The 25633-nt window shown below is 66.3% G+C and carries 19 protein-coding genes; 7 read left to right on the forward strand and 12 right to left on the reverse strand.

The window, feature by feature from the left end:
- Window positions 1-12 precede the first annotated feature (12 nt).
- Window positions 13-219 carry a DUF2093 domain-containing protein gene (locus AC3EDY_RS03895; RefSeq protein ID WP_488571153.1) on the forward strand — a complete coding sequence of 69 codons (207 nt, stop codon included), beginning with the start codon at window positions 13-15 and terminating at the stop codon, window positions 217-219.
- 385 nt (window positions 220-604) lie between these two features.
- Window positions 605-3457, forward strand: coding sequence for a TonB-dependent receptor domain-containing protein (locus AC3EDY_RS03900; protein ID WP_488571154.1), 2853 nt, complete (start codon window positions 605-607; stop codon window positions 3455-3457).
- Window positions 3458-3721: 264 nt separating this feature from the next.
- Here the strand turns inward: AC3EDY_RS03900 and AC3EDY_RS03905 are convergent, their stop codons facing one another.
- A complete protein-coding gene (locus tag AC3EDY_RS03905) occupies window positions 3722-4276 on the reverse strand; it encodes a cell wall hydrolase (RefSeq protein WP_488571155.1) in 555 nt (184 codons plus the stop codon).
- Between the two features lie 361 nt (window positions 4277-4637).
- Here AC3EDY_RS03905 and AC3EDY_RS03910 point away from each other — a divergent pair, with 361 nt between their 5' ends.
- From AC3EDY_RS03910 to AC3EDY_RS03920, 3 genes are all read left to right on the forward strand, one after another.
- On the forward strand, window positions 4638-5177 hold the full coding sequence (locus AC3EDY_RS03910) for a TIGR02594 family protein (RefSeq protein WP_488571156.1): 540 nt from the start codon (window positions 4638-4640) through the stop codon (window positions 5175-5177).
- Window positions 5178-5274: 97 nt separating this feature from the next.
- Window positions 5275-5484, forward strand: coding sequence for a hypothetical protein (locus AC3EDY_RS03915; RefSeq protein WP_488571157.1), 210 nt, complete (start codon window positions 5275-5277; stop codon window positions 5482-5484).
- Window positions 5477-6490 (forward strand): sensor domain-containing diguanylate cyclase, encoded by a 1014-nt coding sequence (locus AC3EDY_RS03920; RefSeq protein WP_488571158.1) that lies wholly within the window; start codon window positions 5477-5479, stop codon window positions 6488-6490. Before AC3EDY_RS03915 ends, AC3EDY_RS03920 begins: the two co-directional genes overlap by 8 nt.
- A 46-nt stretch (window positions 6491-6536) precedes the next feature.
- Here the strand turns inward: AC3EDY_RS03920 and AC3EDY_RS03925 are convergent, their stop codons facing one another.
- Window positions 6537-7280 carry a glucose 1-dehydrogenase gene (locus tag AC3EDY_RS03925; protein ID WP_488571159.1) on the reverse strand — a complete coding sequence of 248 codons (744 nt, stop codon included), beginning with the start codon at window positions 7278-7280 and terminating at the stop codon, window positions 6537-6539.
- Window positions 7273-8754 carry an aldehyde dehydrogenase family protein gene (locus AC3EDY_RS03930; RefSeq protein WP_488571160.1) on the reverse strand — a complete coding sequence of 494 codons (1482 nt, stop codon included), beginning with the start codon at window positions 8752-8754 and terminating at the stop codon, window positions 7273-7275. Before AC3EDY_RS03930 ends, AC3EDY_RS03925 begins: the two co-directional genes overlap by 8 nt.
- Before the next feature lie 68 nt (window positions 8755-8822).
- Between AC3EDY_RS03930 and AC3EDY_RS03935 the strand changes: the two genes are divergently transcribed.
- Window positions 8823-10223, forward strand: coding sequence for an amidase (locus AC3EDY_RS03935; protein ID WP_488571161.1), 1401 nt, complete (start codon window positions 8823-8825; stop codon window positions 10221-10223).
- Complete coding sequence (locus tag AC3EDY_RS03940) at window positions 10220-11275, forward strand: P1 family peptidase (protein WP_488571162.1); 1056 nt, start codon at window positions 10220-10222, stop codon at window positions 11273-11275. The genes AC3EDY_RS03935 and AC3EDY_RS03940 overlap by 4 nt, the downstream gene beginning before the upstream one ends.
- On the opposite strand, the gene AC3EDY_RS03945 is transcribed toward AC3EDY_RS03940, so the two are convergent.
- From AC3EDY_RS03945 to AC3EDY_RS03985, 9 genes are all read right to left on the reverse strand, one after another.
- Window positions 11224-12828, reverse strand: a complete 1605-nt coding sequence (locus AC3EDY_RS03945; RefSeq protein ID WP_488571163.1) for a dipeptide ABC transporter ATP-binding protein — start codon at window positions 12826-12828, stop codon at window positions 11224-11226. The genes AC3EDY_RS03940 and AC3EDY_RS03945 overlap by 52 nt on opposite strands.
- The gene (locus AC3EDY_RS03950) at window positions 12825-13619 is read right to left on the reverse strand and encodes an ABC transporter permease (protein WP_488571164.1); all 795 of its coding nucleotides are present in this window, start codon (window positions 13617-13619) and stop codon (window positions 12825-12827) included. Before AC3EDY_RS03950 ends, AC3EDY_RS03945 begins: the two co-directional genes overlap by 4 nt.
- Window positions 13616-16135 carry an ABC transporter substrate-binding protein gene (locus AC3EDY_RS03955; RefSeq protein WP_488571165.1) on the reverse strand — a complete coding sequence of 840 codons (2520 nt, stop codon included), beginning with the start codon at window positions 16133-16135 and terminating at the stop codon, window positions 13616-13618. The genes AC3EDY_RS03950 and AC3EDY_RS03955 overlap by 4 nt, the downstream gene beginning before the upstream one ends.
- A complete protein-coding gene (locus AC3EDY_RS03960; RefSeq protein WP_488571166.1) occupies window positions 16132-17493 on the reverse strand; it encodes a tetratricopeptide repeat protein in 1362 nt (453 codons plus the stop codon). The genes AC3EDY_RS03955 and AC3EDY_RS03960 overlap by 4 nt, the downstream gene beginning before the upstream one ends.
- A 104-nt stretch (window positions 17494-17597) precedes the next feature.
- Window positions 17598-18554, reverse strand: a complete 957-nt coding sequence (locus tag AC3EDY_RS03965) for an alpha/beta fold hydrolase (RefSeq protein ID WP_488571167.1) — start codon at window positions 18552-18554, stop codon at window positions 17598-17600.
- 1 nt (window position 18555) lies between these two features.
- The gene (locus AC3EDY_RS03970) at window positions 18556-20787 is read right to left on the reverse strand and encodes a TonB-dependent receptor (protein WP_488571168.1); all 2232 of its coding nucleotides are present in this window, start codon (window positions 20785-20787) and stop codon (window positions 18556-18558) included.
- A 72-nt stretch (window positions 20788-20859) separates the two neighbouring features.
- Window positions 20860-22200: an omega-aminotransferase AptA gene (gene aptA / locus AC3EDY_RS03975; protein ID WP_488571169.1), complete on the reverse strand. Its 1341-nt coding sequence runs from the start codon at window positions 22198-22200 to the stop codon at window positions 20860-20862.
- 239 nt (window positions 22201-22439) lie between these two features.
- Complete coding sequence (locus AC3EDY_RS03980) at window positions 22440-24821, reverse strand: TonB-dependent receptor (RefSeq protein WP_488571170.1); 2382 nt, start codon at window positions 24819-24821, stop codon at window positions 22440-22442.
- Window positions 24822-24838: 17 nt separating this feature from the next.
- A complete protein-coding gene (locus AC3EDY_RS03985) occupies window positions 24839-25567 on the reverse strand; it encodes a phosphatase PAP2 family protein (RefSeq protein ID WP_488571171.1) in 729 nt (242 codons plus the stop codon).
- Window positions 25568-25633: the final 66 nt, after the last annotated feature.

The raw sequence follows: 25633 nt of genomic DNA on the forward strand, positions 1-25633 counted from the left end.
AATTTGGCCGCCATGTTGATGACCCCGACCGGCCGCCTCGCCCGCCTGCATTACCTGCCCGGCACGTTCCGCCAGCTTTCCGCCGGCGATCATGTCCTTTGCGCCGTCAGCGGCGTGACGATCCCCCTCGATGCGCTGCGATACTGGAGCGCGGAATTGCAGGAAGCCTATGCCACGCCCGAGATCGCGACCCGGCGGTTGCTGGAACGGCGGGGCTGAGGCACGGCATGAGCAGGGGGATGCTGGACGCATTTCTGCACATGCACTTTAGTACAGATTGCATTTGAATTTTCGCCACTTCAGCAAAATTACGACACAATTGTAACCAAGTGTGTCTTCTGCACCGCGCAGATATTCTAGGTTTAAAAAGGGTTACACCATGACGCCGGTTATGTTGCCGGCTTGCAACACAACTGAAATGTTTTAAGCCGATCGGGCGGAACCTGCTTTCAATTGCGATCAAAAATCCCGCAAAGAGGCGCATCGATCCCGGCTCTCGTGGAACTTCGCTGCAGCCTGCCTTTGTGGGCAATAGCGATGGAGCGTCGGGATTGTCGCTTTCGGCAGGTGCGTTGTCGCGCCTGCCCCACAAGGGACATAGACTGTGACAAAAATCGCTTCTTCTACGTATTACGCCAGTGCCGCGGGCCTGGCGCTGGCCCTGGCATCGCTTGCCGGCCCGGCCATGGCGCAGGACACGGCTGCTCCTGCCGGTGCCGCCGCTGCTGCCGATGCGCCCGCAGCCGATGCGAACGCCGAGATCATCGTGACCGGTTCGCGCATTGAACGTACCGATCTTGCGGCGTCGAGCCCGGTTTCGGTGATCAATGCCGAGACCATCAGATCGGTCAACACCGTTACCGTCGAACAGATCCTGACGGTCAATCCGCAGTTTGCCGCTGGCTTCAACGGCGCCAGCAACAACCCCAGCGACGGTTCGGCCACGTTGGACTTGCGCGGCCTTGAATCGAAGCGCACGCTGGTGCTCATCAACGGCAAGCGCCTGCCCGTTTATGACGCGCAAGGCTCGGTCGACGTCAACCAGATCCCGACGGCATTGCTCAAGAACGTGCAGGTGCTGACTGGCGGTGCTTCGGCCGTTTATGGCTCGGACGCCATTTCCGGCGTTGTCAACTTCGTTCTCGACGACAAGTTCACCGGCCTCAAGTTCGACGGCGGCAGCCAGGTGACCGGTTACGGTGACGGCGCGCAATACGACGCCAGCCTGGTTGGCGGCTTCAACATCGGCGATCGTGGCCATATTGTTCTTTCGACCAACTATTCCCGGCGCGAAGGCGTCAAGTTCTCGCAGCGCAGCTATACCGACCAGACGCTGTGTTCGGACGATCTGACGCAGACCTGCGGCTCTTCCAACACCACGCCGACGCTGTTCTCGATCCCCGGCGGCGGCCTGCAGCAGGTCACGGCCAATGGCGGACTTACCAGCAACTATGCCACCTATAACTATAACCCGGTCAACTATGCGCAGACGCCGTTCGAGCGTTATGGCGGCATGGCGCTGTTCAACTATGACGTCAGCGACAAGGTCGAACTCTATGGCTGGGGGTCGTACCAGCATGTGAAGACCGTGCAGACGCTGGCCCCTACGGCCACGGCGGGCTTTTCCTTCAATATCTATCCGGACAACCCGTTCCTCAGCGATGCGCAGCGTCAGGCGTTCTTCGACACCAGCACCAATCCCGATCTCCAGATCAATTCCGACGGCAGCTCCACTATCGGCATTCGCCGCCGCGTGACCGAAACCGGGGGGCGCATCCAGACCCGCACCAGCGAAACGTGGCAGGCGCTTGCCGGCCTGCGTGGCGATTTCTTCAATACCGGGCTGAAGTTCGATGCCTCGGTCCAGTATGCCACGGTTCACAAGAGCTCGATCCAGCAAAACGATCTTTCCTATACGGCTGTGACCAATGCGATCGACGCCGTATCCGACGGCAACGGCGGGGCCATGTGCCGCAGCGCCGCCGCGCGGGCGCAGGGTTGCGTGCCTTTGAATGTGTTTGCCGTCAACGGCATCACGTCTGCGCAACTGGGATACGTGCTGCGCACGGCCGTCCAGGACGATCGCACGACCCAGTTCGTGGCCGAAGGCAACATTGCGGGCGACATCAAGTTTCTGCGCAGCCCGTTTGCCGATAACCCGGCCGCCATCGCGATCGGCGGGTCGTATCGCCGCGAAACCGCCGATACCCGGGTGAATGATGAATATGCTTCGGGCGATCTCATCTATTACGGCCAGGGCTTCAACATTCCCAACAAGAGCTATAACGTCAAGGAAGCCTTCGCCGAATTCAAGATGCCGCTGGTGCAGGACAAGCCCGGCATCTATGCGCTGAATATCGAAACCGGCTATCGTTACGCCGATTACTCGATTTCAGGAGGCGTTTCGGCCTATAAGTTCGGCGGCGACTACTCTCCAGTGCGCGGCCTCCGGTTTCGGGCCAATTTCCAGCGCTCGGTCCGTGCGCCGAACCTCTATGAGCTTTACCTGCCCAAGACTTCAGGCACCGGCAACCTGGGCACCGATCCCTGCGCCGGCCCGGGCGTGACCGGGACGACCGCGACGCTGTGCCTTGCGCAGGGCGCCACGCAGTCCCAGCTCGACAGGGGATCGATCCCTGGCCCGATTTCCGGTCAGATCAACGCCTTTTACGGTGGGAATGAGAGCCTTAAGCCGGAAAAGTCGAACACGATCACTGCAGGTGTCGTGATCGAACCCACCCAGGTGCCCGGCCTGTCGCTGACAGCGGATTATTATGACATCAAGATCGGCAACGCGATCGTCTACAACTCGACTTCGGTGGTCGTGGCCCAGTGCTTCTCGTCGGGCGACGTCAACAATCCCTACTGCCAGGGCATCCGTCGCAGCACGGTCGATGGCTCGCTGTCGGGCGACACCACGGTTGGCGTCGATGCGCTTTACGACAATATCGCCGTGCTGCGCACGCGCGGCTTCGATTTCGGGCTGAACTTCCGCCGTGGACCGCGCAGCGGCTTCCACTACGGGCTCGATTTCGCTGGTACCTATGTCATCAACAATTACCAGGTCGTTGGCAGCACCGTAATCGAGCGTGCGGGCAAGTTCGGCGCGGATGCCGACATTCCGCGGCCCAAGTGGAAGCATGTCGTAACGCTGAACCTGGGATGGAAGAACGTCGACTTTGCCACTCGCTGGCGCCTGATCGGCCAGGTCAGCCAGGATTCCAGCACGGATATCCAGACCAGCCACATCCCAACGTACAACTACTTCGATGAAACGGCCAATATCCGGGTCAACGAGCGGTACACATTCACGCTGGGCATCCTCAACATGTTCAACAAGAAACCGCCGCTGATTGGCGACACCAGCGGTGCCACCTCGTCTGCGGGCAGCACCTTCCCCACGGTGTACGACACTCTGGGACGTACGTTCTACGCGCGCGTTTCGGCCAACTTCTGATCGGCCGAGATCGGCTCGGGCTGGCCGGCATTGCCGGGCCAGCCCCGCGCTTCAAACGGGGAAAGGCCGGGTCGTTTGGCCCGGCTTTTTCTTGCGTGGCATTCTGGCCGGGTGCCTGTGACATTGGGCGATGATCGCGCCAGCCCTGGGAAGCCGCGATCATCGCGCGCTGCGGCATGGAAAAGGGCGCGGAAGCGATGTGCTTCCGCGCCTTGTGGCAAGCCGATAGGACGGCAGCATCCGGAGCGAAAATGTTCCGATGGTTCACCGATAGAACACGTGCCCTTCGATGCGGCCAAGCTGGGTGCGGCCTTTCATCGGGCTGCTGGCGGCATGGAAGAACAAGGCGCCGGGAACCGGGTCCTCGCCCTGGCCGTTCAGGACCTGAGTGGCAATGGCAACGGCTTCGCGCCATTGCGTGGTATTGCGAGCCGGGTTGTAGGCGTCGATATCGAAGAATTGACCAGGCTGGCGCACGACGGCGCAGGGTTGGGTGGCAAAGTTCGGATTGCGCGTGCGGGCGCGGATCACCTGGGCAACGGCGGCGCGCCCGCGACGGGGCTGGTTGCCGGCTTCGTGGATGATGACTTTGGCCATGCATTCGATCTGGGCGGGGTCGGGCGAGGCCTGGCCCGGCTGGGGAGCCGCCTGAGAAGCGGGTGATTCGGATGCGGGGCGCGGGTTCGTACCCGGGTTGGTCGCAGCCAGTGAATCGGCCAGCGAATCGGGCGCGATCGCGGGCTGGGTATCGGTCTGGTTGGCGGCAATGGCCGGAACCGAGATTTGCAGCGCTGCCAGAACGGTGGCTGCAGAAAGCAAGCAAGCTATTTTGCCGATGGTGTTTTTAGACATTCCCGAGCATCACAAGGGCGCAAGGTCGCCAGGTCACACGCGCTGTAAAACCATATCGAAAGGCGCATGCGGGCTTCCCCACGTCTCGCCATCAGACAAGGCCGAGGTCCGGATTGACCTCTTTCTCCGCCTGATCGGCTGAACGAAGGCATCCCCCGTGGCGTTTGCGTGGCTTTGTGTCAATCGTGTTGCGTTTATGCGCAAAGCGGGTGCGCCAGGATGCGCAACCAGGACGCGCTACAAAGCGCAAGGGGGCGCATGCACGATTCAACCTGACGGGCATCGAGGGCAGGGCAGCGATATCTCCCCCCTTTCGTCAGGAACCCGCATGCCCGTTCTTCCGCCTGCCTATCGCTGGCTCGATACCCTGCAACCCCTGCCGCGGATGCTGCGCGAGGCGCTCGGCCTGCTCGGCACGGCGGAAGCACCCGGCCCAGCCAGCAACCCCGTGATCCTGCGATGGGCGGCCGAACTGGGAGACGACGTGGCCCGCGCTTATCGCGCCGACAGCACGCCCTGGTGCGGCCTGTTCCTGGCGCTGGTGGCCAGGCGGGCCGGCAAGCCCCTGCCGCAAGGCCCGCTCTGGGCGCGCAACTGGGCAAGGTTCGGCGAGGCAGCCGCCCTGCCCATGCTGGGTGACGTGCTGGTGTTTCAGCGGCAGGGCGGTGGCCATGTCGGCCTTTACGTGGCCGAGGACGAGGCCGCCTTTCACGTGCTGGGCGGCAACCAGGCCGATCAGGTAGGCATCGCCCGCATCGCGCGCCACCGCCTTTATGCGGCACGCCGCCCCCTTTATCGCACGATGCCCGCCACGGTGCGGCCTTATCGCGTGTTACCGGGCGGTGCCTTTTCCGCCACCGAAGCGTGACCGGCAGCAACAGATTTTTGCGCAAAATGCTGATCCGTACGCGAAATATTAATCATCTTTGGTAGAAGTTGCTCCGCCGTTGGCAGGAGAACGAGGCGTGCCGAAACCGATTTATGGCGTGGGCGTGCCCCCGCAACTGCAGGAACTGGCCGCGCGGCACCAGCAGCATCTGGCCGAGCTGGTGACGAAGCTTCGCACGGTCGGCATGGAAGACGATGCGATCGAAATGGCCGTCAATCAGCTGGTCGATGCCTATCGCACGCAGCTTATTCTCGCGGTCAAAGCGATGGGAGACCGGCATGGCTGACCCTATCTTGTCCGATCCCAGACTAGTCAATTCGAAATTGGCTGACGAAGCGGCGCGCCAGGCGGCGCTGGACCGGTACGGCATTCTCGATACGCCGCGTGCTGGGCCGTTCGACAAGATCACGGCTCTGGTTCGCGACGTTCTGGGCGTGCCGATCTGCGCGGTTTCGCTGGTCGATCGGGAACGGCAGTGGTTCAAGTCGATCCAGGGCCTCGACGTGACCGAAACCCCGCGCTCGATGTCGTTCTGTTCGCACGCCATCACCGATCGCGGCATGCTCGTCGTTCCCGATGCGGTCGTAGATCCGCGTTTCACCGACAATCCGCTGGTGACCGGGGCGCCGCATATCCGCAGCTATGCCGGCGCGCCGCTGCGCACGCCGGATGGCTATAACGTGGGGGCCTTGTGCGCGATCGACACCGTGCCGCGCCAGTTCAGCGAAGCCCAGCTCGGCATTCTCAGCAGCTTTGCGGTTCTGGTGGTGGATGAACTGGAACTGCGCCGGGTCGCGCAGACCGACCAGCTTACCGGTGCGTTCAGCCGTCGCGGTTTCCTCAACCAGGCCCAGAAGGAAATCGAGCGTTTCCGGCGCGGCAACGGGCGGGCGGTGCTGGCACTGATGGATATCGACCACTTCAAGGCGGTGAACGACCGCTATGGGCACCCGGCCGGCGATGCCGTGCTTCAGGCAGTCAGCAATGCCTGCACGGCCAACCTGCGCGTCAACGATTGCTTTGGCCGGCTGGGCGGCGAGGAATTCGGCATCCTTCTGGCGGATACCGATCAGGAGGGCGGCACCCTGGCGGCCGAAAAGATCCGCAACGTGATTGCCGAGCAGCAGATAGCGGTAGGGGGCGGCATCGGGGTAACGGCAAGTTTCGGCCTGGCTGTTCTCGACGAAAGCATCGCTTCGCCCGAAGCCTGGGTGGCCAAGGCCGATCAGGCACTCTACGCGGCCAAGGGCGGCGGGCGGAACTGCTGCGTGGTTGCCGGTGACGAGGGCTAAAGCACGTCTGATCCGGCACCGTGCGGTACGCTGAAATCCACGCCGCCTAGATACACCGCCCCCCGTCGATTTCCAGCGCCACGCCGGTAATCATCGCCGCCTCGTCGGAACAGAGAAACACCGCCGCATCGGCCATGTCGCGCGGGGTGGAGAGCCGCCCCAGCGGGATGGAGTTCACCATGCGGGCGCGGGCTTGTGCGCTTTCCCCGCCCATGAACGTGGCCAGCAGCGGCGTTTCGCCCGCAACGGGATTGATCGCCACCACACGCACGCCGTCCGGCGCCAGTTCCACCGCCATTGCCTTGGTCGCCGTCACCACCCAGCCCTTGCTGGCATTGTACCACGCCAGCCCGGGCCGGGGGCGCACGGCGCCCGTTGACGCCACATTGAGAATGACGCCGCGCCCGGCTGCCCGCATTGCCGGAACGAACGCCCGGGCGGTCAGATAGATCGACCGCATGTTGACTGCGAAAAGCTGGTCGAACGCGGCCGCGTCGAGCGTTTCCAGCGGTTGTGGCGCCATCCCGACGCCGGCATTGTTGACCAGGATATCGACCGGCCCGATCTCTTCGGCTGCCCGTGCGATGTCGGCCGCCAAAGCCAGATCGGCTGCTATGGCGCGCGCAGAGGGGCCCAGTTCGCCGGCCAGCCGCGCCGCTGCTGCGCCGTTGCGGTCGAGAATCGCGACGCGGGCGCCTTCGGCCACGAACCGCCGTACGATTCCTTCGCCAAAGCCGGAGGCCCCACCCGTGACCAGCGCAAAGCGCCCCGCCAGCCGCCCTTCAGCCATGGTGCGCGGCCACCGTCTTGATCCGGGAGAACGACCGCAACGCTTCCATGCCTTTCTCCCGCCCGTGCCCGGATCGCCCGACGCCGCCGAATGGCAGTTCCACGCCACCTGCCGCGCCATAATCGTTGAGGAACACCTGGCCGGCGCGCAATTGCCTGGCAACGCGCATCTGCCGCGCCCCGTCACGCGTCCAGACGCCGGCGACAAGGCCATAGGGCGTGCCGTTGGCCATGGCGATTGCGTCGTCCTCGTCGTCGAACGGCAGCATGACGACGACCGGCCCGAACACTTCCTCTTGCGCCAGCGTGTGGCGCGGGTCAGCCGCGGCGAACAGTGCCGGCGCAACGTAATGCCCGCCGGCCGGCGCATCGGGTGCCACCTGCCCCGCCGCGAGCAGCGTAAGCTCTGCCCGTCCCAGCGCGACGTATTGCGCCACCCGTGCTGCCTGGGCGGCGGAAATCAGGGGTCCGAGGTCGCCATCGGCCAAGGCTGGCCGCGCGGTCAGGCGCTCGAACCGCGCGGCCAGCCGTTCCACGACGCTATCGTAGAGACCGCGCTGGACCAGAATGCGCGATCCGGCCGAACAGGTCTGCCCGGCGTTCTGCACCCCGGCATTGACCAGAAAGGGCAAGGCCCGATCGAGATCGGCGTCATCGAACACCAGTTGCGGAGACTTGCCGCCGAGTTCCAGCGTCACCGGCACCGCATTGGCCGCCGCGGCCGCCTGGATGGCCGCGCCGACGCCGGTGCTGCCGGTGAACGAGAGGTGATCGATGCCCGCGTGCCGAGCCAAGGCTGCGCCGGCCTCAGTGCCCGTTCCCGTCACGATGTTGAGCGCGCCATCGGGCAGCCCCGCTTCCGTCGCGATCCGGCCGAACGCGATCGCCGTGAGGCTCGCTTGCTCGGCCGGCTTGAGCACGCAGGCATTGCCCATCGCCAGTGCCGCGACGACCGAACGGCCGATGATCTGCATCGGATAGTTCCAGGGGATGATATGCCCGGTCACCCCATGCGGTTCATGCAGTGTATAGACGGTGTAGCCTGCCTGGAACGGGATCGTCTCGCCATGCAGCTTGTCCGCCGCGCCGGCATAGAATTCGCAATAGCGGGCCAGCGCCATGGCATCGGCGCGGGCCTGGCGCAGCGGCTTGCCGACATCGCGCGCTTCCAGTTCGGCCAGCATGTCGGCCCGCTGGGCGATACGCTGCCCGATCGTGGCCAGAACGCGGCCCCGTTCGGCGGCGCTCATCGCCCCCCAGGGGCCATGCAGGGCACGCCGCGCCGCATCGACCGCCTCGTCGATCTCGGCCGCCTGTCCCGCGGGAATGGCGGCAAAGATTTCGCCCGAGCTGGGGTCTTCCACCGCCACGGTGCCGCCGGCTGCCTGGCGCCAGCGTCCGCCGATCAATAGGCCTTCATCCGGCCGAAGCCATTCCATCTGCGGCACTCCGCTTGCATCGGCCGGGATCGTCACGGCCTGGAACAGGCATTGTCGAGTTTTTCGTGGCCCAGCCTATAAGCCGTGCTATCCCGCTGGCAAGCATGACCGATCCGACAGACCTCAGTGCGTGCGATCTCCTCGCCGCTTATGCCGCGCGGGCGCTTTCTCCCGTCGATGTGATCGACAGCCTGCTGGCCCGGCTGGACCTTGCCGAGCCGTTGCTGCGCGCCACCTGGGCGGTGGAGGCGGACCAGGCGCGGGCAGAAGCGAGAGCCTCGCACGCGCGCTGGGCCGGGGGGGTGCCGCGCGGCCCGCTCGATGGCGTGCCTGTCAGCATCAAGGAGATGATCGCCACCCGCGGCGTGCCCATGCCGGGTGGAACCGCCGCGGGCGATCTTGCCCCGCAGGCCCGCGATGCGCCGCCAGCAGCCCGGCTGCGCGAGGCTGGCGCAATCCTGTGGGGCAAGACTACCAATCCCGATTTCGGCATGCTGTCTTCGGGCCTGTCGAGCTTTCACGCCTTGGCGCGTAATCCCTGGGACCTTTCCAAAACGCCAGGCGGATCGAGCGCGGGCGCCGGCGCAGCGGCGGCGGCGGGATATGGCCCGCTGCACCTGGGCACCGATATCGGCGGCTCGGTGCGCCTGCCGGCGAGCTGGTGCGGCATCGTGGCGCTCAAGCCCAGCAACGGCCGCGTGCCGATAGACCCGCCCTATTTCGGCCGGGTCGCGGGACCGATGACCCGGAACGTCGCCGATGCCGCGCTGATGATGCAGGTGCTTGCGCAGCCCGACGATCGCGATTTCATGAGCCTGCCGCCCGCCGCCATCGCATGGTCCGATCTTGCGATCGAGGCGCGAGGCCTGCGCATCGGCGTGATGGGCGAAGCAGGTTGCGGCCTGCCCGTCGATCCGGCGATCGTCGCTGCGCTCGATGACGCGACGCGCCGCTTTGCCGAAGCGGGCGCGACACTTGTCGCGGTGGCACCGCTACTGTCGCGGGACATGCTCGACGGCATCGACCGCTTCTGGCGGCTGCGTTTCCTGGCGCTGACGCGGGACATGCCGCGCGAGCGTTATCAGGGCATTCTCCCCTATATCCGCGCCTGGGTGGAGGCTGCACGCGGCTATGACGCGCTGCAGGCCTATACCGGCTTTGACCAGATCATCCAGATCCGCCAGGCCGCGCGCGACGCGTTCGACGGGCTGGATTTTCTGCTCACGCCCACCGCCCCGGTTCCCGCATTTCCCGCCGAGATGGCAAGCCCGCTCGACGATCCGGCCCAACCCTTCGAACATATCGGCTTTACCATGCCCTGGAACATGACCGACCACCCCGCCGCCAGCGTGAACATGGGCTATACGCCCGATGGCCTGCCGATCGGCCTTCAGATCGTGGGCCGCAGGTTCGATGATCCGGGTGTCCTGCGCCTTGCCAGCCTGTGGGAACGGCTGCGCCCGCCGCAGCGCCCCTGGCCACGCCCGTGGGAAATGCAGGCATGAGCGGGCCCACTACGATCCAGCCCCGCCGGACCCAACCCGGCCCCCGCAATCTCATCACCGACGTTCCGGGCTTGACCGTGGGACAGGCAGTCGATGCGCAAGTCGGCACCGGGGTGACGGTGATCCGCTGCGCCGGCGAATGGGTTGGCGCGGTCGATTGCCGCGGCGGCGGCCCGGGCGTGCGCGAAACGGAAACGCTTCAGCCCGAAAACGTCGCGCCCGGCGTGCATGCCGTGGTGCTGTCGGGCGGGTCGGTCTTCGGGCTTGCCGCGGCCGACGGCGTGGTGGCGGCCTTGTCGGATCAGGATATCGGCCTGCGGCTGCGGCCGGGCAGCAAGGCAATCCCGATCGTGCCCGCCGCCGTGCTGCACGATCTGCACGGGCCCGGCGACAAGGACTGGGGCATGGCGCCGCCCTATCGGCGCCTGGGGATCGAGGCCGTCGCCGCCGCCGGTCCTGACGTTGCGCTCGGCCCGGTGGGGGCGGGGTTTGGGGCGATGGTCGGCTATCGCAAGGGCGGGGTCGGCTCGGTATCGGTCGATCTGGGCGATGGCCTGGTGGTCGGCGCGCTTGCCGCTGCCAATGCAGTGGGCACGCCCTACATGCCCGATGGGCGAACGTTCTGGGCCTGGCCGTTCGAAATGGCCGGCGAGTTCGGCGCCCGCGTGCCCGACGGCCCGGCCGACGCCCACGATCCGGTGCCGGAGCTTTCGCGCCTGGCCACGCTCGACCGGCTTCAGCCCGGCGCGGCCACCACGCTGGCGGTCGTTGCCGTCAACGCCCGACTTTCAAAAGCGGAAGCCAAGCGCGTGGCGATCATGGCGCAAGACGGCATGGCCCGGGCGCTGCGGCCGATCCATACGCCTTTCGATGGCGACGTGGTGTTCGCGCTGGCCGGCGGCGGTGCCGTGCTGGCGGAAGGAAGCGGCCGCAATGTCGATATCGCGCGTATCGGCGCCGCCGCGGCCGATTGCCTCGCCCGCGCCATTGCACGCGGCGTCTATGCGGCGGAAACCAGCGACGGCGTCGCTGCGATCAGCGAGCGGGTATAGGGGTGCTGCGGCCGCGACAGCAGCGCGGCCGTTGCCCCTTCCTCCACCACCCGGCCGTCCTTGAGGACCACCAGCCGATCGGCCATCGCCTGCATGACCCACAGGTCGTGGCTGACGAACAGATAGGCCATTCCCGTCTGCGCCTGCAGCGCGGCGAGCAGATCGAGCACGTCGGCCCGGGTCGATACGTCGAGCGCCGAGACGGCTTCGTCCAGCACGACCAGCGCCGGTTCGAGAATCAGTGCGCGCGCGATGGCGAGCCGCTGTCGCTGCCCGCCCGAGAACTGATGCGGATAGCGCCGCGCATCGGCCGCGCGCAGCCCCACCGCCTCCAGCGCCGCGGCCACCCGCGCTGCGATGGCGGGGGCGGAAAGCGGCGTGCCGAGCAGGTGCAGCGGTTCGGCAACTGCGCGGCCCACGCGCCAGCGCGGATCGAAGCTGCCCAGCGGATCCTGAAACACCGCCTGAACCTTGGCCTGCCAGCGCCGACGGTCATGCTCGCCGCCCACGATCACCTCGCCGGCGCGTGGGGTGATCAGCCCCAGCACGGAACGCAGCAGCGTGGTCTTGCCAGAGCCGGATTCGCCGATCACGCCCACGGTTTCGCCCGGCATCACCGTGAGGCTGACCCGGTCCAGCGCCGGCCGATCCGTTTCGCGATAGGCATTGCTGATGCCGCGCACGTCCAGCACGGGCGCCGTGCCGCTCTGTGGCGCCGGCCGGGCTGGCCGCGCCGGCACATGCCGCGTCCTGGCCAGCAGCAGGCGGGCATAGGCGGTGCGCGGCGCGCCGAGCAGGATCGCGGCGGGTCCTTCCTCCACCACCTGGCCGGCCTGCATGACCGCGACCCTGTCGGCCACCTGGCCGACAAGCGCCAGATCGTGGCTGACCAGCAGCAGGCCCATGTTCCGTTCGCGCACCAGTTCGGTCAGCAAAGCCATGACACGGGCCTGGGTCGTCATGTCGAGCGCGGTCGTCGGCTCGTCGGCGATCATCAGGCGCGGTTCGCCGGCAAGCGCGATGGCGATGGCGACGCGCTGCCGCTGCCCGCCCGACAGGGTGTGCGGATAGCGCGCGGGGTGCGCCACCCCCACTCGCTCCAGCAGGGTAGCCGCGCGCGCTGCCGCCTCGCGCCGTCCGGCGCCGGTATGCAGCCGGATCGCCTCGGCAACTTGGCTGCCGATCGTCATCACGGGGTTGAGCGCGTTCATCGGCTCTTGGAAAACCATGCCCGCTGCTCGCCCGCGCAGCCGGTTGCGCGCCGACTCGGGCAGCGCGATCACGTCGCTTTCGCCCAGCAGCACGCGCCCGCCGACTGTCGCCATGGCAGGCAAGAGCCCGATCGCTGCCAGTGCCACCGTCGTCTTGCCCGAGCCCGACTCGCCCACCAGACCAAGCACTTCGCCGGGGGCGACGTGCAGCGTCACATCATCGACCACGGCGGCCGCATCGTAGCGAACCGATAGCCCGGAGATCGCCAGCACGCGCGGCATCGCGTTCGTTGCCGTTCCGGCTGTTATGCCGGTTGTCGTGCCGGTTGTCTTGATCGTCATCGCGCCCTCAGCCGTTCGCCCAGCGCATCGCCGGTCAAGGTCAGTCCGAACACCGCCAGCACGATCGCCAGCCCGGGCACGATCGCCAGGCGCGGCGCGGTGCCGACCAGTGTCTGCGCGTCGGCCAGCATACGGCCCCAGCTCGGTGCCGGCGGCTGGATGCCCAGCCCGACATAGGAAAGACCCGCTTCGGCGATCAATGCCAGCGCAAACTGGATCGTCGCCTGCACCAGCAGCGGGCCGGCCATGTTGGGCAGCACGTGTTCCACCGCGATCCGGGCACGGCTTTTGCCCGCGACATGGGCGGCCGCGACGAAGTCCAGCGTCAGCAGGCGCCGCGCCTCGCTCCGGGCTACCCGGGCGAAAACGGGTACATTGAACACGGCAATGGCAATGACCGCGCTCGCGCCGCCCGGCCCGATCGCCGCCGTCAGCAGAATGGCGACAAGCAGCGCCGGAAAGGCGAAGACGATGTCCGCGCCGCGCATGGTCAGTTCGTCTGCCCAGCCCCGGGCGGCAGCCGCAAACAGACCGAGCGGGATGCCCAGGGCCGCCGCCGCCCCGACCGCCGCAACCGAAACGGCCAGCGCATTGGTCGCGCCGCCCATGATCATCGACAGCAGATCGCGGCCAAGCTGATCGGTGCCGAGCCAGTGCGCGAACGAAGGCGGCTGGAGCCGGGCCGCCACGTCGACGGCGGCGCTATCCCATGGCGTCCAGACCAGCGCAAGCAGCGCGCCGGCAATGAACAGCCCGGTCAGCACGAGCCCGGCAGCAAGCGTACCTTTCATCGGCGCACCCGTGGATCGATCCAGCCCTGCGCCAGGTCCACGATGAAACTGGCCAGCACGGTCAGCGCCACCAGCACTACAACCACCGACTGCACCACGATCAGATCGCGCTGGGCAATGGCTTGCAGGACCAGCCGCCCGATGCCGGGCAGGAAAAAGACGTTCTCGATGATTGCGCTTCCGGCGATCAGAAACGGCACCTGAAGGCCCAGCACGGTCAGCACCGGCCCCAGCGCATTGGGCAGCGCGTGGCGGGTAAGGGCGGCATCGCGGCTCAAACCCTTGGCGCGGGCGGTGCGGACATAATCCGCGCCCATCTGCCCCATCAGCGCCGCGCGCGCGACCCGGGCGAGGATTGCCGCCTGGGGCAGTGCCAGCGCCGTGACGGGCAGCACCAGCGCACCCAGCACCGCGCCAGGCGCCGCACCCCAGCCGGGAAAACCGCCGGCCGGCACCCAGCGCAGGCGGATCGCGAATAGGAACACGAGCAGGATGGCGAGCCAGAAGCTGGGCATGGCGATGCCGATGCGCGCCGCCCAGCCAAGCGCCGCGTCGAGCCGCCCGCGTGTATCGCGCGCCGCGCCGAAACCCGCCAGCACGCCCAGCACCACCGAGACCAGCGTGGCCAGCAGCGCCAGAGGGATCGACAGGGCCAGCCGTTCGCCGATAAGCGGACCGACCGGTATGCGATAGGTATAGCTGAGCCCGAAATCGCCGGTGGCAAGAGCACCCAGCCAGCGCAGATAGCGCACAAGCGCCGGGCCATCGAGACCCAGTTCGGCATGGAGCGCCGCGACGGCCTGCGGCGTGGCGTTGAGGCCGAGCATATAGGCAGCCGGATCGCCGGGCGCGATCTGGACAAGGATGAAGACGGCCACGGTCGCCACCAGCAGCGTTGCGGCCATCACGGCCAGTTTCCGGGCCAGGGCGCGCGGCCCCAGCGCACGCCAGCCCAGCAGCGTCAGTACCGCCGCCGCAACCAGCGCTGCCCAGCGCCCCGCTTTGCCGTTGCCCGTCGCTGTTGCTTCCGCGCTCGCGCCGGTATCGTCGAAATGTGCAGTGGCAAGGTTGAGCGTCTGATTGGGAGTATTGGCCCAGACGTCGCGCAGCGAAGCATCCTCGACACCAAGCCGCGGGAACTGGAACAGGAAGGCATTGGGCGCGTCCTGCGCGATCTGGCGCTGGATCGCCACCAGCAGGGCATGGCGCGTGGCCGGGTCCTGCGCCGCGCGCAGTCTCTCGAGCAGGGTGCGGAACGGCGGGCTGTCATAGCCGAAATAATAGTCCCGCTGGCCATAGATATCGTAATCGAACGGTTCGGCATGGCTGATGATCGTGAGATCGAAGGCATGGCGCGCATAGACTTCATCGAGCCACTGCGCCCATTCGATGGTCTGCATCTTCACGCGAACCCCCACCTCTGCCAGCTGCGCCGCAACGATCTCGCCCGTGCGGCGGGCATAGCTGGGGGGCGGCAGCTTGAGCGTGAGCGCGAAACCGCGCGGATAGCCCGCCTGCGCCAGCAGCGCCCGCGCGCGCGCCGGATCGTGCGGCGAAAGGCCGGTCAGATCGACGTAATCGGGACTCTGCGGCGGGAAATGGCTGCCGATGGGAATGCCATAGCCGTACATCGCCCCGTCGATGATCGCGCGCCGGTCGATCGCCAAGGCCAGCGCCCGGCGCACGCGCACATCGCGCAACGGGCCGTTGCGCGCGTTCATCGCCAGGATCACTTCGCCTTCGGTCGAGCCGATCCTTACGCTCAGCGCCGGATCGCTGCGCAACTGCGCCAGCGTTTCGGGCGCGGGAAAATCGGGAAAGAGATCGACATCGTGCGCCCGCATCGCCGCATAGGCGGCCGTCGGATCGGCAATGAAGCGGAAGGTGACGGCACGCAGCCGGGGCGGCTTGCCCCAGTACTGCGGGTTGCGGATAAGGGTCACCGCGTCGCCACGCCGCCATTCGCCCAGGCGGAACGGCCCGGTTCCGACCGGCGCAGTGGCAAGACCCGTGGCCGATCGGCGCGACACGATCACGCAATCGCCAAGGCTCAGCAACTGCACGAAGCCCGAGTCGGGCGCGGCCAGCGTGAAGCGTACCGAAAGCGGCCCGGTCGCTTCCACCCGCACGATCCGGCGCAGCGCCTCGGCCTGCGCGTTGGTCGATCCCGGCGCAGCGGCCCGGCGAAAGGAAAAGACCACGTCTGCGGCGCTCAGCGCAGACCCGTCGTGAAAGCGCACGCCCGGTCGCAAGTCAAAGTCATAGACCCGGCCCTGCCCGCTCACCTGCCAGCGGGTGGCCAGCAGGGGTTCGAACCGCCCGTCGGCGGTCGCGCGCACCAGCCCCTCGAAAATGGTCGCATAGGCCACTTCGTCGATCGCCACGGCCGCGCCAGATGTGGGATCGAGCGTCGGTGGTTCCAGCTGCAGGGCAACGGTCAGCCGGTCCTTGCCCATCGCGATACCGGGTGCCGACAGCAACAGCAGCAGCGCCAGTGTGCGCCACACGAACCTCATGCGGCAAGGCGGCGCGCGACCCGCGCCTCCGCCTCGGCGGCCTGCCGCGGCAGACCGAGATCGCGATAGACCTGGGCAAGCAGCCGGTTGAGCGCCACGCCGTCGGGATCGTGCGCCCGGCGCAGTTCCAGCCTTTGCTGGGCTTCGGTCAACCGTCCCGAGCGAATCTGCGCATCGAGCAGGATCTGGTCGAACAGGTCGCGCTGGGCATGGCTGCCCCCCATCCGGATCAGCCGCGGCATGGTGTCGGCAAGGGCGTCCGCCGCCTCGGCATGGCGGCCCCGCGCCTGGGCCATCAGCCCCCGGGCCAGTGGCAGCGCGGCTTCACGCCAGGCGCCCGCGCCGGTTTCCGTTCCGGCGCGGCAGGTGATCGCGCCGAGCAGCACGTCCGCCTCGGGCCGTCCCGCCCGCGCAAGGCCATAAAGATATTGCACCGAAAGAAACGGCTGCACCACGTCATCGGCCCGCACGGCAAGGTGGTCCGCCAGCTCCGCCCAGCGATGGCCGACGTCGATCCCGGCGATTTCGAGGCGGGCCAGCAGCGACACGGCGCCGATCTGATCCTGCGAATAGTCCTTGGCGACAGCCCAGACCTGCGCGTCATAGGCTGCCAGCGCGTCGGCCTCGCGGCCCTGGCTCAGATAGAACAGCGCCAGGTGCCACCACAGGTGCGTGACCATGAAACTGTTGAGATCGCGCCATCCCGGCGCCGCACTTTCGAGAAAGGCAGCGCCTTCGTCGATCCGCCCCTCGGTGAGCATGACGTGCGCCAGCGCGTGCTGCGCCCACGGATCGTCGGGCACGATCGCCAGCGCTCGCCGCGCCGCGTCCTCGGCCTCGCGCATCAGGTGCAGTTGCTCGTATCCGAACGCGGCCATGCCGTGAACGTAGGGCAGGTCCGGCCCGGCTGCCGTGCTGCGCTCCGCCGCGCGCAGCATGGCGGGAAATTCGCCGCGATTGAACAGGTGGTAATGAAGAAGCTTGAGCGTCGCGAGATCGCGCGGGTGTTCTGCCAGCACGGCCTCGAACGCCGCGATGGCGCCGTCGATCTCGTCCTCGATCCAGCATCGCAGCGCCTGGGCCAGCAAACTTTCGCGTGCGGTCGCGCCGGCCAGTGCCCGTTCCGCCGCCGCCAGATGGGGGCGGGCGTTGCGCTCCGCGCCCATCGCCTCGGCCAGCAGGTGAAGGCAGCCGGCATAGACGTGAACCAGCGGTGCGTCCGCGGCCTCGACCGCTGCATCGAGCACGCGCAGGGCACGGGTCTGGTAAGCCAGCATGCCAAGCACGAAATCGTCGATCGCCGCCAGGGCCGCCGCATTCGCGCCGGTGACCGGATTGCCAAAAAAGTCGGTCGTCATGTGCACCATATCATCGGGCTTTAGCCGATTGCCGCCCCCTGCCCAACCAGGTCGCGCAGCCGGTCACGAATTGGCCCAGGCAGCGTGGACTGATTCCACGCCGCCTAGGGTTCTTCCAGGAACGCGGCCGCATCCTGGGCCGATTGCTGCGGATTTTCCAGTTGCGGCATATGGCCCACGTCGGGATAGACGATCAGCTTCGCACCGGGGATGGCCTGCTTGAAACGGGTTGCCGAACTTGCCGGCAACAACGGGTCTTGCGCGCCCCACAGGATCAGGGTCGGCGCCTTGATCCGCTGCAGCAAGGCGTCGGGCGGCCCGCCCCCTTCGACCGAAACCGACATCAGGATCTGGCGATGCCCGGGAAAGCGCTGCAGTTCCGCCCAGCGCCGGATGAAGGGGTCGGTCAGGGCGGAATGCTGGACCAGATTCCGGTTCAGCCCCTCGCGTATCAACGGCGTGTTGTCGATCGAAGCGATGAAGCGGCGGCCCGCCTCGTATCGCATGATGCGGAATGCCAGGGGAAGCGGCTTGTTCGAGGGGGGCAGCGGAATGCCCGCGGCATCGACCAGGATCAGCCTGCTGACGCGACCGGGGTGGCGGACGGCCAGCTGCCAACTGACCGCCCCACCCATCGAATTGCCCGCCACCGCCACCGCGGGCACGGCGATCTTGCCCAGAAAACTGTCGAGCAGATCGGCATAGCGATCCGGGGTGGCGCGGTAATCGGCCGGGGCGGCGGTCAACCCGTGGCCGGGCAGATCGACCGTGATCACGCGATGGCGCTGGCCCAGCCGCGCGACCCACCCGTCCCAGGTAAAGGCGTTGTCGCCAAAGCCGTGGACGAGCAGCACCGGCGGCCCGTCGGGCCGCCCGGTGTCCAGATAGTGGAGCCGCACCCCGCCCGGCAGCGTGGCAAAGCGCGAAGCCGGGCGGGCATAACGCGCGCGCAGCGTCTCTTCCGGCAGATCGGGCGCGCGCAGATAGAGCCACGTTCCCAGACCCAACAAGACCGGCAACAGGGCCAGTCCGCCGATGATCCTGAGTCTTTTCGTCGCCATGTTATTGCAGCGAATAGCTCAGGCGGATGCCATAGCTTGCGGGCCGCCCCGGCGAAGCAATGCTCGCATTCCCCAGGAAATAGTTGCGGGTCAGGTCATAGCGCGTGTTGAAGATGTTGCGCCCATAGGCACCGACCGACCATCTGCCGTTATTGGGGCGCAGGGTCAGCGTGGCGTTGGCGATCCATCGCTCGCTCAGGTCATAGGTCCGCCCGAGGAACGACGGCAACTCGTCGCGGAAGTTGTAGTCGCCCTGGGCCTCGAGGCCGTAATCGCTGCCCAGCGGCAAGGTATAGCTGACAGCTCCCTGGTAGCTCCACTGTGCGATCGGGATGCGCTGCCCCGATTTATCGATCGTGTCGGCCACGTACACGCCGTTTACCTGGCGCAACGAGGTCGTATCGATATCCTGGAAATCCTTGTACTTGCCGTACTTGTACCCAAACGACTGCGTGATCCGCAAACGCGTTGTGGGCACGACGACGATCTCGAGCTCGCCGCCATAGATTTCAGACTTCGCGGCATTGACGATGCGGCCGATCAGCCCGGTGTTCGGGTTGACGGTCGTGCCCAGCACTTGCTGATCCCGGTAGTCGTAATAGAACAGGGCGCCGTTGAACTGCACCGCCTTTGCAAAGCCGGCTTTGAAACCCACTTCGTATGCATAAAGGACTTCGGGCTTGAACGCGTCGATCTGGTCGGCATTGGGAGAGTTGTAGACGGTGAATCCCCCCGATTTCACGCCGCGGCTGGCACTGGCATAGAACAGCAGCATATCGCGCGGGCGATATTCGACGCCCAGCTTGCCCGTCACCTCGTCCAGCGTCGCGTTGCGGTTGCCATCGGGGAAAAAGGGCGCGCCACCGATCTTGGTCGCGAAATCGAGCAGTTTGCGCGTCTCATGTTCGTAACGAACGCCCGCGACGACGCCGAACGTGTCTGACAGCGCCAGATCGACCTGGCCAAAGCCGCTGATCGATTCCGCCTTTTGACGGTAGGAGGTATCCGTGATGAAGCCGAGGCTGTCGGTAAAGTCCGTCAGGAACTTTTCATCGAGCGTCTGATTCGAGTAATAGGCCCCGGCAACCCAGTTAAGCGCACGCTTGCCGGTCGAGCCGAGGCGGACTTCCTGCGAAAAGACGTCGACGTCGCTGCCCCAGAACACGTTGGATTCGTTGCTTGCCGATGCGTCCCAATCCGCGAGCTCGCGCCGCTTCAAGTAATCATAGGCGGTGATCGTCGTCAGCGCGACCGTTGGCGACAGGTCGAAAACGCCGGTCAGACTGCCGCCATAGCTTCCGTTATCGCGACGCGGCTTGGAGTTGGCCGCGAACCCCGTCATCGCGGTGAAGCTTGGCGAGAAGCCCCAGCCGGTCAGGCTCGGATCGCTGTCCGCCGGAATGACCGGGCCGGGCGTGCCGGTGCCATAGCCGCGCGTCTGAAACGGGCGGAACAGGTAAAGTCCGGTTTGCTCGGAATGGTCATAGCCGCCATGCCCGTTGAGCGTGATCTTGACGGCCGCCGACGGGGTCCATTCGAAAACCGCCCGCCCGAACAGCCGATCTGCATCCCCCAGCCGTTCGTTGGTAGCGCGATTGCGCTGAAAGCCGCCGCCCTGCTCGGTAATGCCGGATACGCGCACTTTCAGCGTGTCGCTGACCGGACCCGACACGAAACCTTCGACTCGCAGCAGGTCGAACCGGCCATATTCCGCGTTGACCCCGGCAGAGAACGTGTCCGTCGGGCGGCGGGTGATGAAATTGATTGCGCCCCCTGTCGTGTTGCGGCCGTACAACGTGCCCTGCGGCCCGCGCAGCACTTCGACCCGGTCGACGTCAAACAGCGCGCCCTGGGTCATCGCCGGCACGGGATAGGCAACCTCGTCTACGTAGACGCCTACAGTCGGGGTGTTGTTGGTCGCATAGTCCTCGAAACCGACGCCGCGCAGCCGGAATTGTGGCTGCCCGCCGCCGAAGGCCGGCACCACTTCGAGGCTGGGCGTCTGGAATTGCAGGTCGTTGACGTTGCTGACCCCGCGCCTGGCGAGTTCGTCGCCGCCGATCACCGACAGGGCGATCGGCACGTTCTGCGCCGATTCCTGGCGTCGCTGCGCCGTCACGACGATGTCGCCAGGCGCATTTGCCGCTGCCGCATCGTCGACCGTCTGTGCCGATGCCATGCCCGGGGTCGCCATCAGGATCGAGCCGGCAAGAAGTAGTGCCTTGTTTTTCATCTTGGTCCCTTCACTGTTCAGACCCTTCGGTCCTTCTCCCGATGCCGCGTTTTCGCGGTCAATCCAGCGTGGTCAGCCCAGCGTGTTCAGCAGCGTGGCCAGCCGTTCGGCGATTTCGCCGATTTGTGCTTCGGTAATGATCAGCGGCGGCGACAGCGCGATGATGTCGCCCGTCACCCGGATCAGCAGCCCGGAATCGAACGCCGCGTGGAAAATGTCCTGCCCGCGTTCGCCAGGCTGCCCCGGCCTGGGCGCCAGTTCGATCCCGGCGACGAGCCCGAGATTGCGGATGTCGACGACATGGCGGGCGCCGCGCAGCCCGTGCAGCGCCGCTTCCCACACCGGGGCCAGCGCCGCGGCCCGTTCGAACAGTCCCTCGTCGCGATAGAGCGACAGCGCGGCCATGCCCGCAGCCACGGCCAGGGGGTGGGCGGAATAGGTATAGCCGTGGGCGAACTCGATCAGCCCCTCGGCAGCATTGGTGATCGTATCGTGGACCTTGGCCGATACGCCGACCGCGCCCATCGGCACCGCCGCGTTGGTCAGGCCCTTGGCCATCGTGATGATATCGGGCGTGACGCCGAAACGCTGCGCCGCGAAAGCCGCGCCCAGCCGCCCGAACCCGGTGATCACTTCATCGAATATCAGCAGGATGCCGTGCGCGTCGCAAATGCGGCGCAAGCGGGCGAGATAGCCCGCCGGCGGGATCAGCACGCCGGTCGATCCTGCCACCGGCTCGACGATAACGGCCGCGATCGTCGAAGCATCGTGCAATTGGACCAGCCGCTCCAGTGCGTCGGCCAGTTCCTCGCCATGGGCCGGCGCCCCGCGCGAAAATGCGTTGCGCGCCGGATCGTGCGTGTGGGGCAGATGATCGACCCCTGCCAGCATGGCGCCGAACTGCTTGCGGTTGCCCACGATGCCGCCAACCGAAATGCCGCCGAAGCCGACGCCGTGGTAGGCACGCTCGCGCCCGATCAGGCGGGTGCGCGTGCCCTGCCCGCGCGCGCGGTGATAGGCCAGCGCGGCCTTGAGCGCGGTATCGACCGCTTCCGACCCGGAGTTGCAGAAGAACACGTGGTCGATCCCGTCAGGCAGGATATCGACCAGCCGCCCGGCGAAATCGAACGCGGCCGGGTGCGCCATGTTGAACGAGGGCGCGAAGTCGAGCGTTGCGGCTGCCTGCTGGATGGCGCGCGTGATCGGTTCGCGGCAATGCCCGGCATTGGAACACCACAGCCCCGCGGTGGCATCCAGCACCCGTTCGCCGCCGGGCGTATAGTAGAACATGCCCTCGGCACGGGCCAGGAAACGCGGGTTTGCCTTGAAGCGCCGGTTGGGCGTGAACGGCATCCAATAGGCATCGAGCGCATTCGGCAGGCCGGCATCCGGAAAATTGGGTACGTCCAACACGCGCTTTGTCCCTCTGCCGTTTGCAGCAAGGGTTAAGACCCGATGGTGCAGCCCCCTAACAATCTTTTCTTGGGACGACCTGCTATCGCGCTTTGAAGCGGTCTGGCTTTGAAAATGCGGAACTTGCCCACGCTGCCTGGCGACACCGCGCGCCTGGGCGCGCACGGGCAACTCGGCCGGCACCGGCGGCATCCCGCCGGGGGGCGGGGAAAGCGATGATCATGCAATGTCACTCTGCTTCAGAACACCACCCGCGCATCCAGCATGAACGAGCGCGGCGCCAGGAACTGGAACTGGTCGTTCACGCCATAGCTACTGCCGTTGGCGATCGCGGTGATCGCGCGGTTGTTGAACACGTTGGAAACGGTGGCGCCGATGCGGAACCGTTCGGCGATGACCTGGCTGATGCCGAATTCGCCCACGCTGTAGGGTGCGATCCGGTAGCTGCGCGGGCCGGTGGCGCCGGCGGTGGCTTCTGTTGCGTATTGCGGGCCGGTGAACTTCTGGTTGAACGAGATCCGCGTGCCCTGGTGGTTGTAGAACAGGCCGACCGCCGCCGTGGAGAACGGCGCGTTGGCGATCTGCGCGTCGGTCGTGACGGAACGGGCATAGTTGTAGGAACCGTTGGCGAAGACCGTCAGCCCACGGACCGGCATGACGCTGACCTGTCCTTCCACGCCTTTGTACCGCACCTGGCCGATATTGACGAGAGCGTTGGCCGGCGCGGTGGCAGAGGTATCGGCCGCGATCTTGTTGTTGACGTCGATGATATAGCCATCGACGTCGACCGAGACATGATCGCCATGCCACACCGTGCCCACTTGATAGTTGGTGGACGTCTGCGGTTGCAACTCGGAAAGGATCTGCTGTTGTACCGCCTGCTGGTTGGGCGTGCCGGTAGCAGTGTAGAAGCTGGAAAGATCGGGCACGTAGATGCCCTGCGCATACTGGCCATAGAACGACCAGTTGTCCCTGGCCTGCCAGTTGATCGTGGCAAAGGGCAGGGTCTTGGTCCAGGTCGCCTTGGTATCGATCGGGGTGCGGCTCTTCTGGTTGACCGGCCCGCTGATCGAACGGTTGAAATCCACATACTTCACGCCCGGCGTGATCGCCAGGCCGGCGACCGGGCGAAACTCGAATTCGGCAAAGAACTGGTACTGGTGCCACTTGGAGTATTGCAGGTAGTTGATGTTGGCCACGTCGATGCCCGGCTGCGTGGCGGTAGCCGTCACCGCCGCGAATTTCTCGTTGTAGGATGGCAGGCCCGTGGTGCGGTCGAGATTGAACCGTGCACGGTCGGTATCGGCATATTCGTACCACCCGCCGACGCGGATCCTGCCCAGCGAAAAATCGTAGTTGAGCTGACCGATATAGCCCAGCACCCGATACTTGTTGAGCTTGGAGTAACCGAGCATATTGTTCGGCGCGGTAACCGCCTTGTATGGAGACGCAGCCGTGCCTGCGCCGGTAAAGCCGGTGACCACGGTGCCGGTGTTCCCGGACAGTGTGTTGTTGGTATAGCCATACATATAGGCGCGATTGTCCATCGACAGGCCCGGCGCCAGCTTGCTCTGCAGGCGGATATAGGAAAAATCGGTAGTCTTGTCGGTGCGGTTGTACTTCCAGTAATCCTGCCTGGTGGGATCGTTGCCCAGGCCATAGTTGAGGCCGTATTGCCCGATCTGCGACGTCGGCGTGCAGTTGTCGGCCGTCAGTTGCGTGCCGGCGGGCAGCGCGGTGCCGCCGGTGCCGCAGGTGGCGCCTTTCTGCGTATCCGACTGGTAATAGAAGTTGCGATTCCACGTGCTCATCAGAGTCAGCGTATGAGCACTGCCGATCGGGATCACCGCCTTGCCGAACAGGTTCTTGGAATTGACCGGCGAGAACGTCAGGGCGCCATCGGAACGCAGGAACTGTCCGTTCAGCACGAACTTGGCGCCGCCCAGCTTGTCGATCCGCCCGCTCTGGAATTCGGCGCGCCCGATGAACGTGTTCCAGTTGCCCAGCAGCCCCTGGACCTGGCCGCCCATGATATCGCTGACGGCGCGCGAATACATGTTGACGTTGCCGCCGAACGTCGCCTGGCCAAGCTGGCTGGCATTGCCCGGCCCGCGATCGACCACCACGGTTTCGATCGTGGTGGCGGGAAAGAAGGCGGTGGAATGGTGCGTGGGGTTGTTGGTATCGGCAAAGGGAATGGAATCGTACGTGACGTTGAAATCGCCATCCTGAAAACCGCGGATGGTGATCTTGCTTTCCGTCAGGCCGATGCCGTTGTTGTTGCCCGAAATGCTCACGCTGGGGGTAAGCGCGACGAGCTGATAGAAATCGGACGCGGCATTGGCCGTGTCGATGAAATCGCGGGCGACCACCGATTGCGGCTGCGTGGTGGTGAGCGAGGCGGCGATCGGCGCGACCCGCGCGGCGTGGCTGCCGGTGACGATGATGTCGGACGAGGTCAGCGATTGCGCATCGTTGGCCTGGCCGGTGTGATCGGCGGTCGAGGTCTGCACGCCGGCGGCGGCCGGTTCGGCCGGGGCGGCACTATCGGCAGCGTGAGCGGCGGTGGCCAGCAGGCTGGACGCGGCCAGCAGGGCGGCGCGAAGGGAGTGCTTGGTCATGATCGTTCCTCGTCGGGTCAGGAAATGGGCTTGGCGGCGGCCAGGCTCTGGCCAGCGGTCCATTCGGCGCGGGCAGCGGCCACCATGGGCGCCAGGCGCGAGTCGCCCAGCAGTGCCTGGGCCGCGGCGGTGGCCATGCCGTGGCTGGCCTCGATATCCGTGGCGAAATGCACGCCGCAGATCTGGCGGCTGAGGCCATAGTCCTGCGCCTTGGCCATCAATGCGGGTGCGCGATCGGGGGCAAGCTGCGCCAGTGTCCAGGCGACCGACCAGGCAAAGGCGGCGTGCCCGCTGGGATAGGCCTTGCGCACTGCCTCGCCCTTGCCGCAGTGCGGCAACGCGGGATCGATCATGAACGGGCGGGCGCGGCGGAAATGGGCCTTGGCCGCCGCAACCACGCGGCCCACTTCGTCCTGTACCACCGTGACGAGCGCCAGGGTATGCGGCAGCTTGTCCAGATCCTTGCCCAGCGCCTGATTGAAAATCGCCGGCTCTTCATGCTTGCCGTCCCATTCGGCCCGGACACGGCGCGCGGCCGGCGTTGCGGCGATCAGCGCGCGCAGGCGATCGAGATCGAGCCGCTCTTCCAGCGAGCCGGGGGCCGGGGGCGGGGCAAAGGCCCGCTCGGGCGCATAGGTATCGGGCGAAAGCCAGCGCGGCGCAGAATCGGGCGACGTTGCCGCGTGAACGGCGGGCGCAACCAGACAGGCGGCCGCAAGCGCGGCCGCAGACCGATGGAACAGCATCGCGTGAAAATCCCCAGGACGCGCGGCAGCATCCCCGCCGCGCCTGCAGCCGGGCTAGGCACGCGC

This window comes from Novosphingobium sp. DS6-6 (assembly GCF_057784975.1).

Coding starts and splice junctions, on each gene's coding strand:
- AC3EDY_RS03895 (WP_488571153.1), top strand. CDS start 13: ATGTTGATGACCCCGACCGGCCGCCTCGCCCGCCTGCATTACCTGCCC.
- AC3EDY_RS03955 (WP_488571165.1), bottom strand. CDS start 16,135: ATGAGGTTCGTGTGGCGCACACTGGCGCTGCTGCTGTTGCTGTCGGCA.
- AC3EDY_RS03970 (WP_488571168.1), bottom strand. CDS start 20,787: ATGAAAAACAAGGCACTACTTCTTGCCGGCTCGATCCTGATGGCGACC.
- AC3EDY_RS03925 (WP_488571159.1), bottom strand. CDS start 7,280: ATGGCTGAAGGGCGGCTGGCGGGGCGCTTTGCGCTGGTCACGGGTGGG.
- AC3EDY_RS03940 (WP_488571162.1), top strand. CDS start 10,220: ATGAGCGGGCCCACTACGATCCAGCCCCGCCGGACCCAACCCGGCCCC.
- AC3EDY_RS03960 (WP_488571166.1), bottom strand. CDS start 17,493: ATGACGACCGACTTTTTTGGCAATCCGGTCACCGGCGCGAATGCGGCG.
- AC3EDY_RS03935 (WP_488571161.1), top strand. CDS start 8,823: ATGACCGATCCGACAGACCTCAGTGCGTGCGATCTCCTCGCCGCTTAT.
- AC3EDY_RS03980 (WP_488571170.1), bottom strand. CDS start 24,821: ATGACCAAGCACTCCCTTCGCGCCGCCCTGCTGGCCGCGTCCAGCCTG.
- AC3EDY_RS03945 (WP_488571163.1), bottom strand. CDS start 12,828: ATGACGATCAAGACAACCGGCACGACAACCGGCATAACAGCCGGAACG.
- AC3EDY_RS03950 (WP_488571164.1), bottom strand. CDS start 13,619: ATGAAAGGTACGCTTGCTGCCGGGCTCGTGCTGACCGGGCTGTTCATT.
- AC3EDY_RS03920 (WP_488571158.1), top strand. CDS start 5,477: ATGGCTGACCCTATCTTGTCCGATCCCAGACTAGTCAATTCGAAATTG.
- AC3EDY_RS03910 (WP_488571156.1), top strand. CDS start 4,638: ATGCCCGTTCTTCCGCCTGCCTATCGCTGGCTCGATACCCTGCAACCC.
- AC3EDY_RS03965 (WP_488571167.1), bottom strand. CDS start 18,554: ATGGCGACGAAAAGACTCAGGATCATCGGCGGACTGGCCCTGTTGCCG.
- AC3EDY_RS03985 (WP_488571171.1), bottom strand. CDS start 25,567: ATGCTGTTCCATCGGTCTGCGGCCGCGCTTGCGGCCGCCTGTCTGGTT.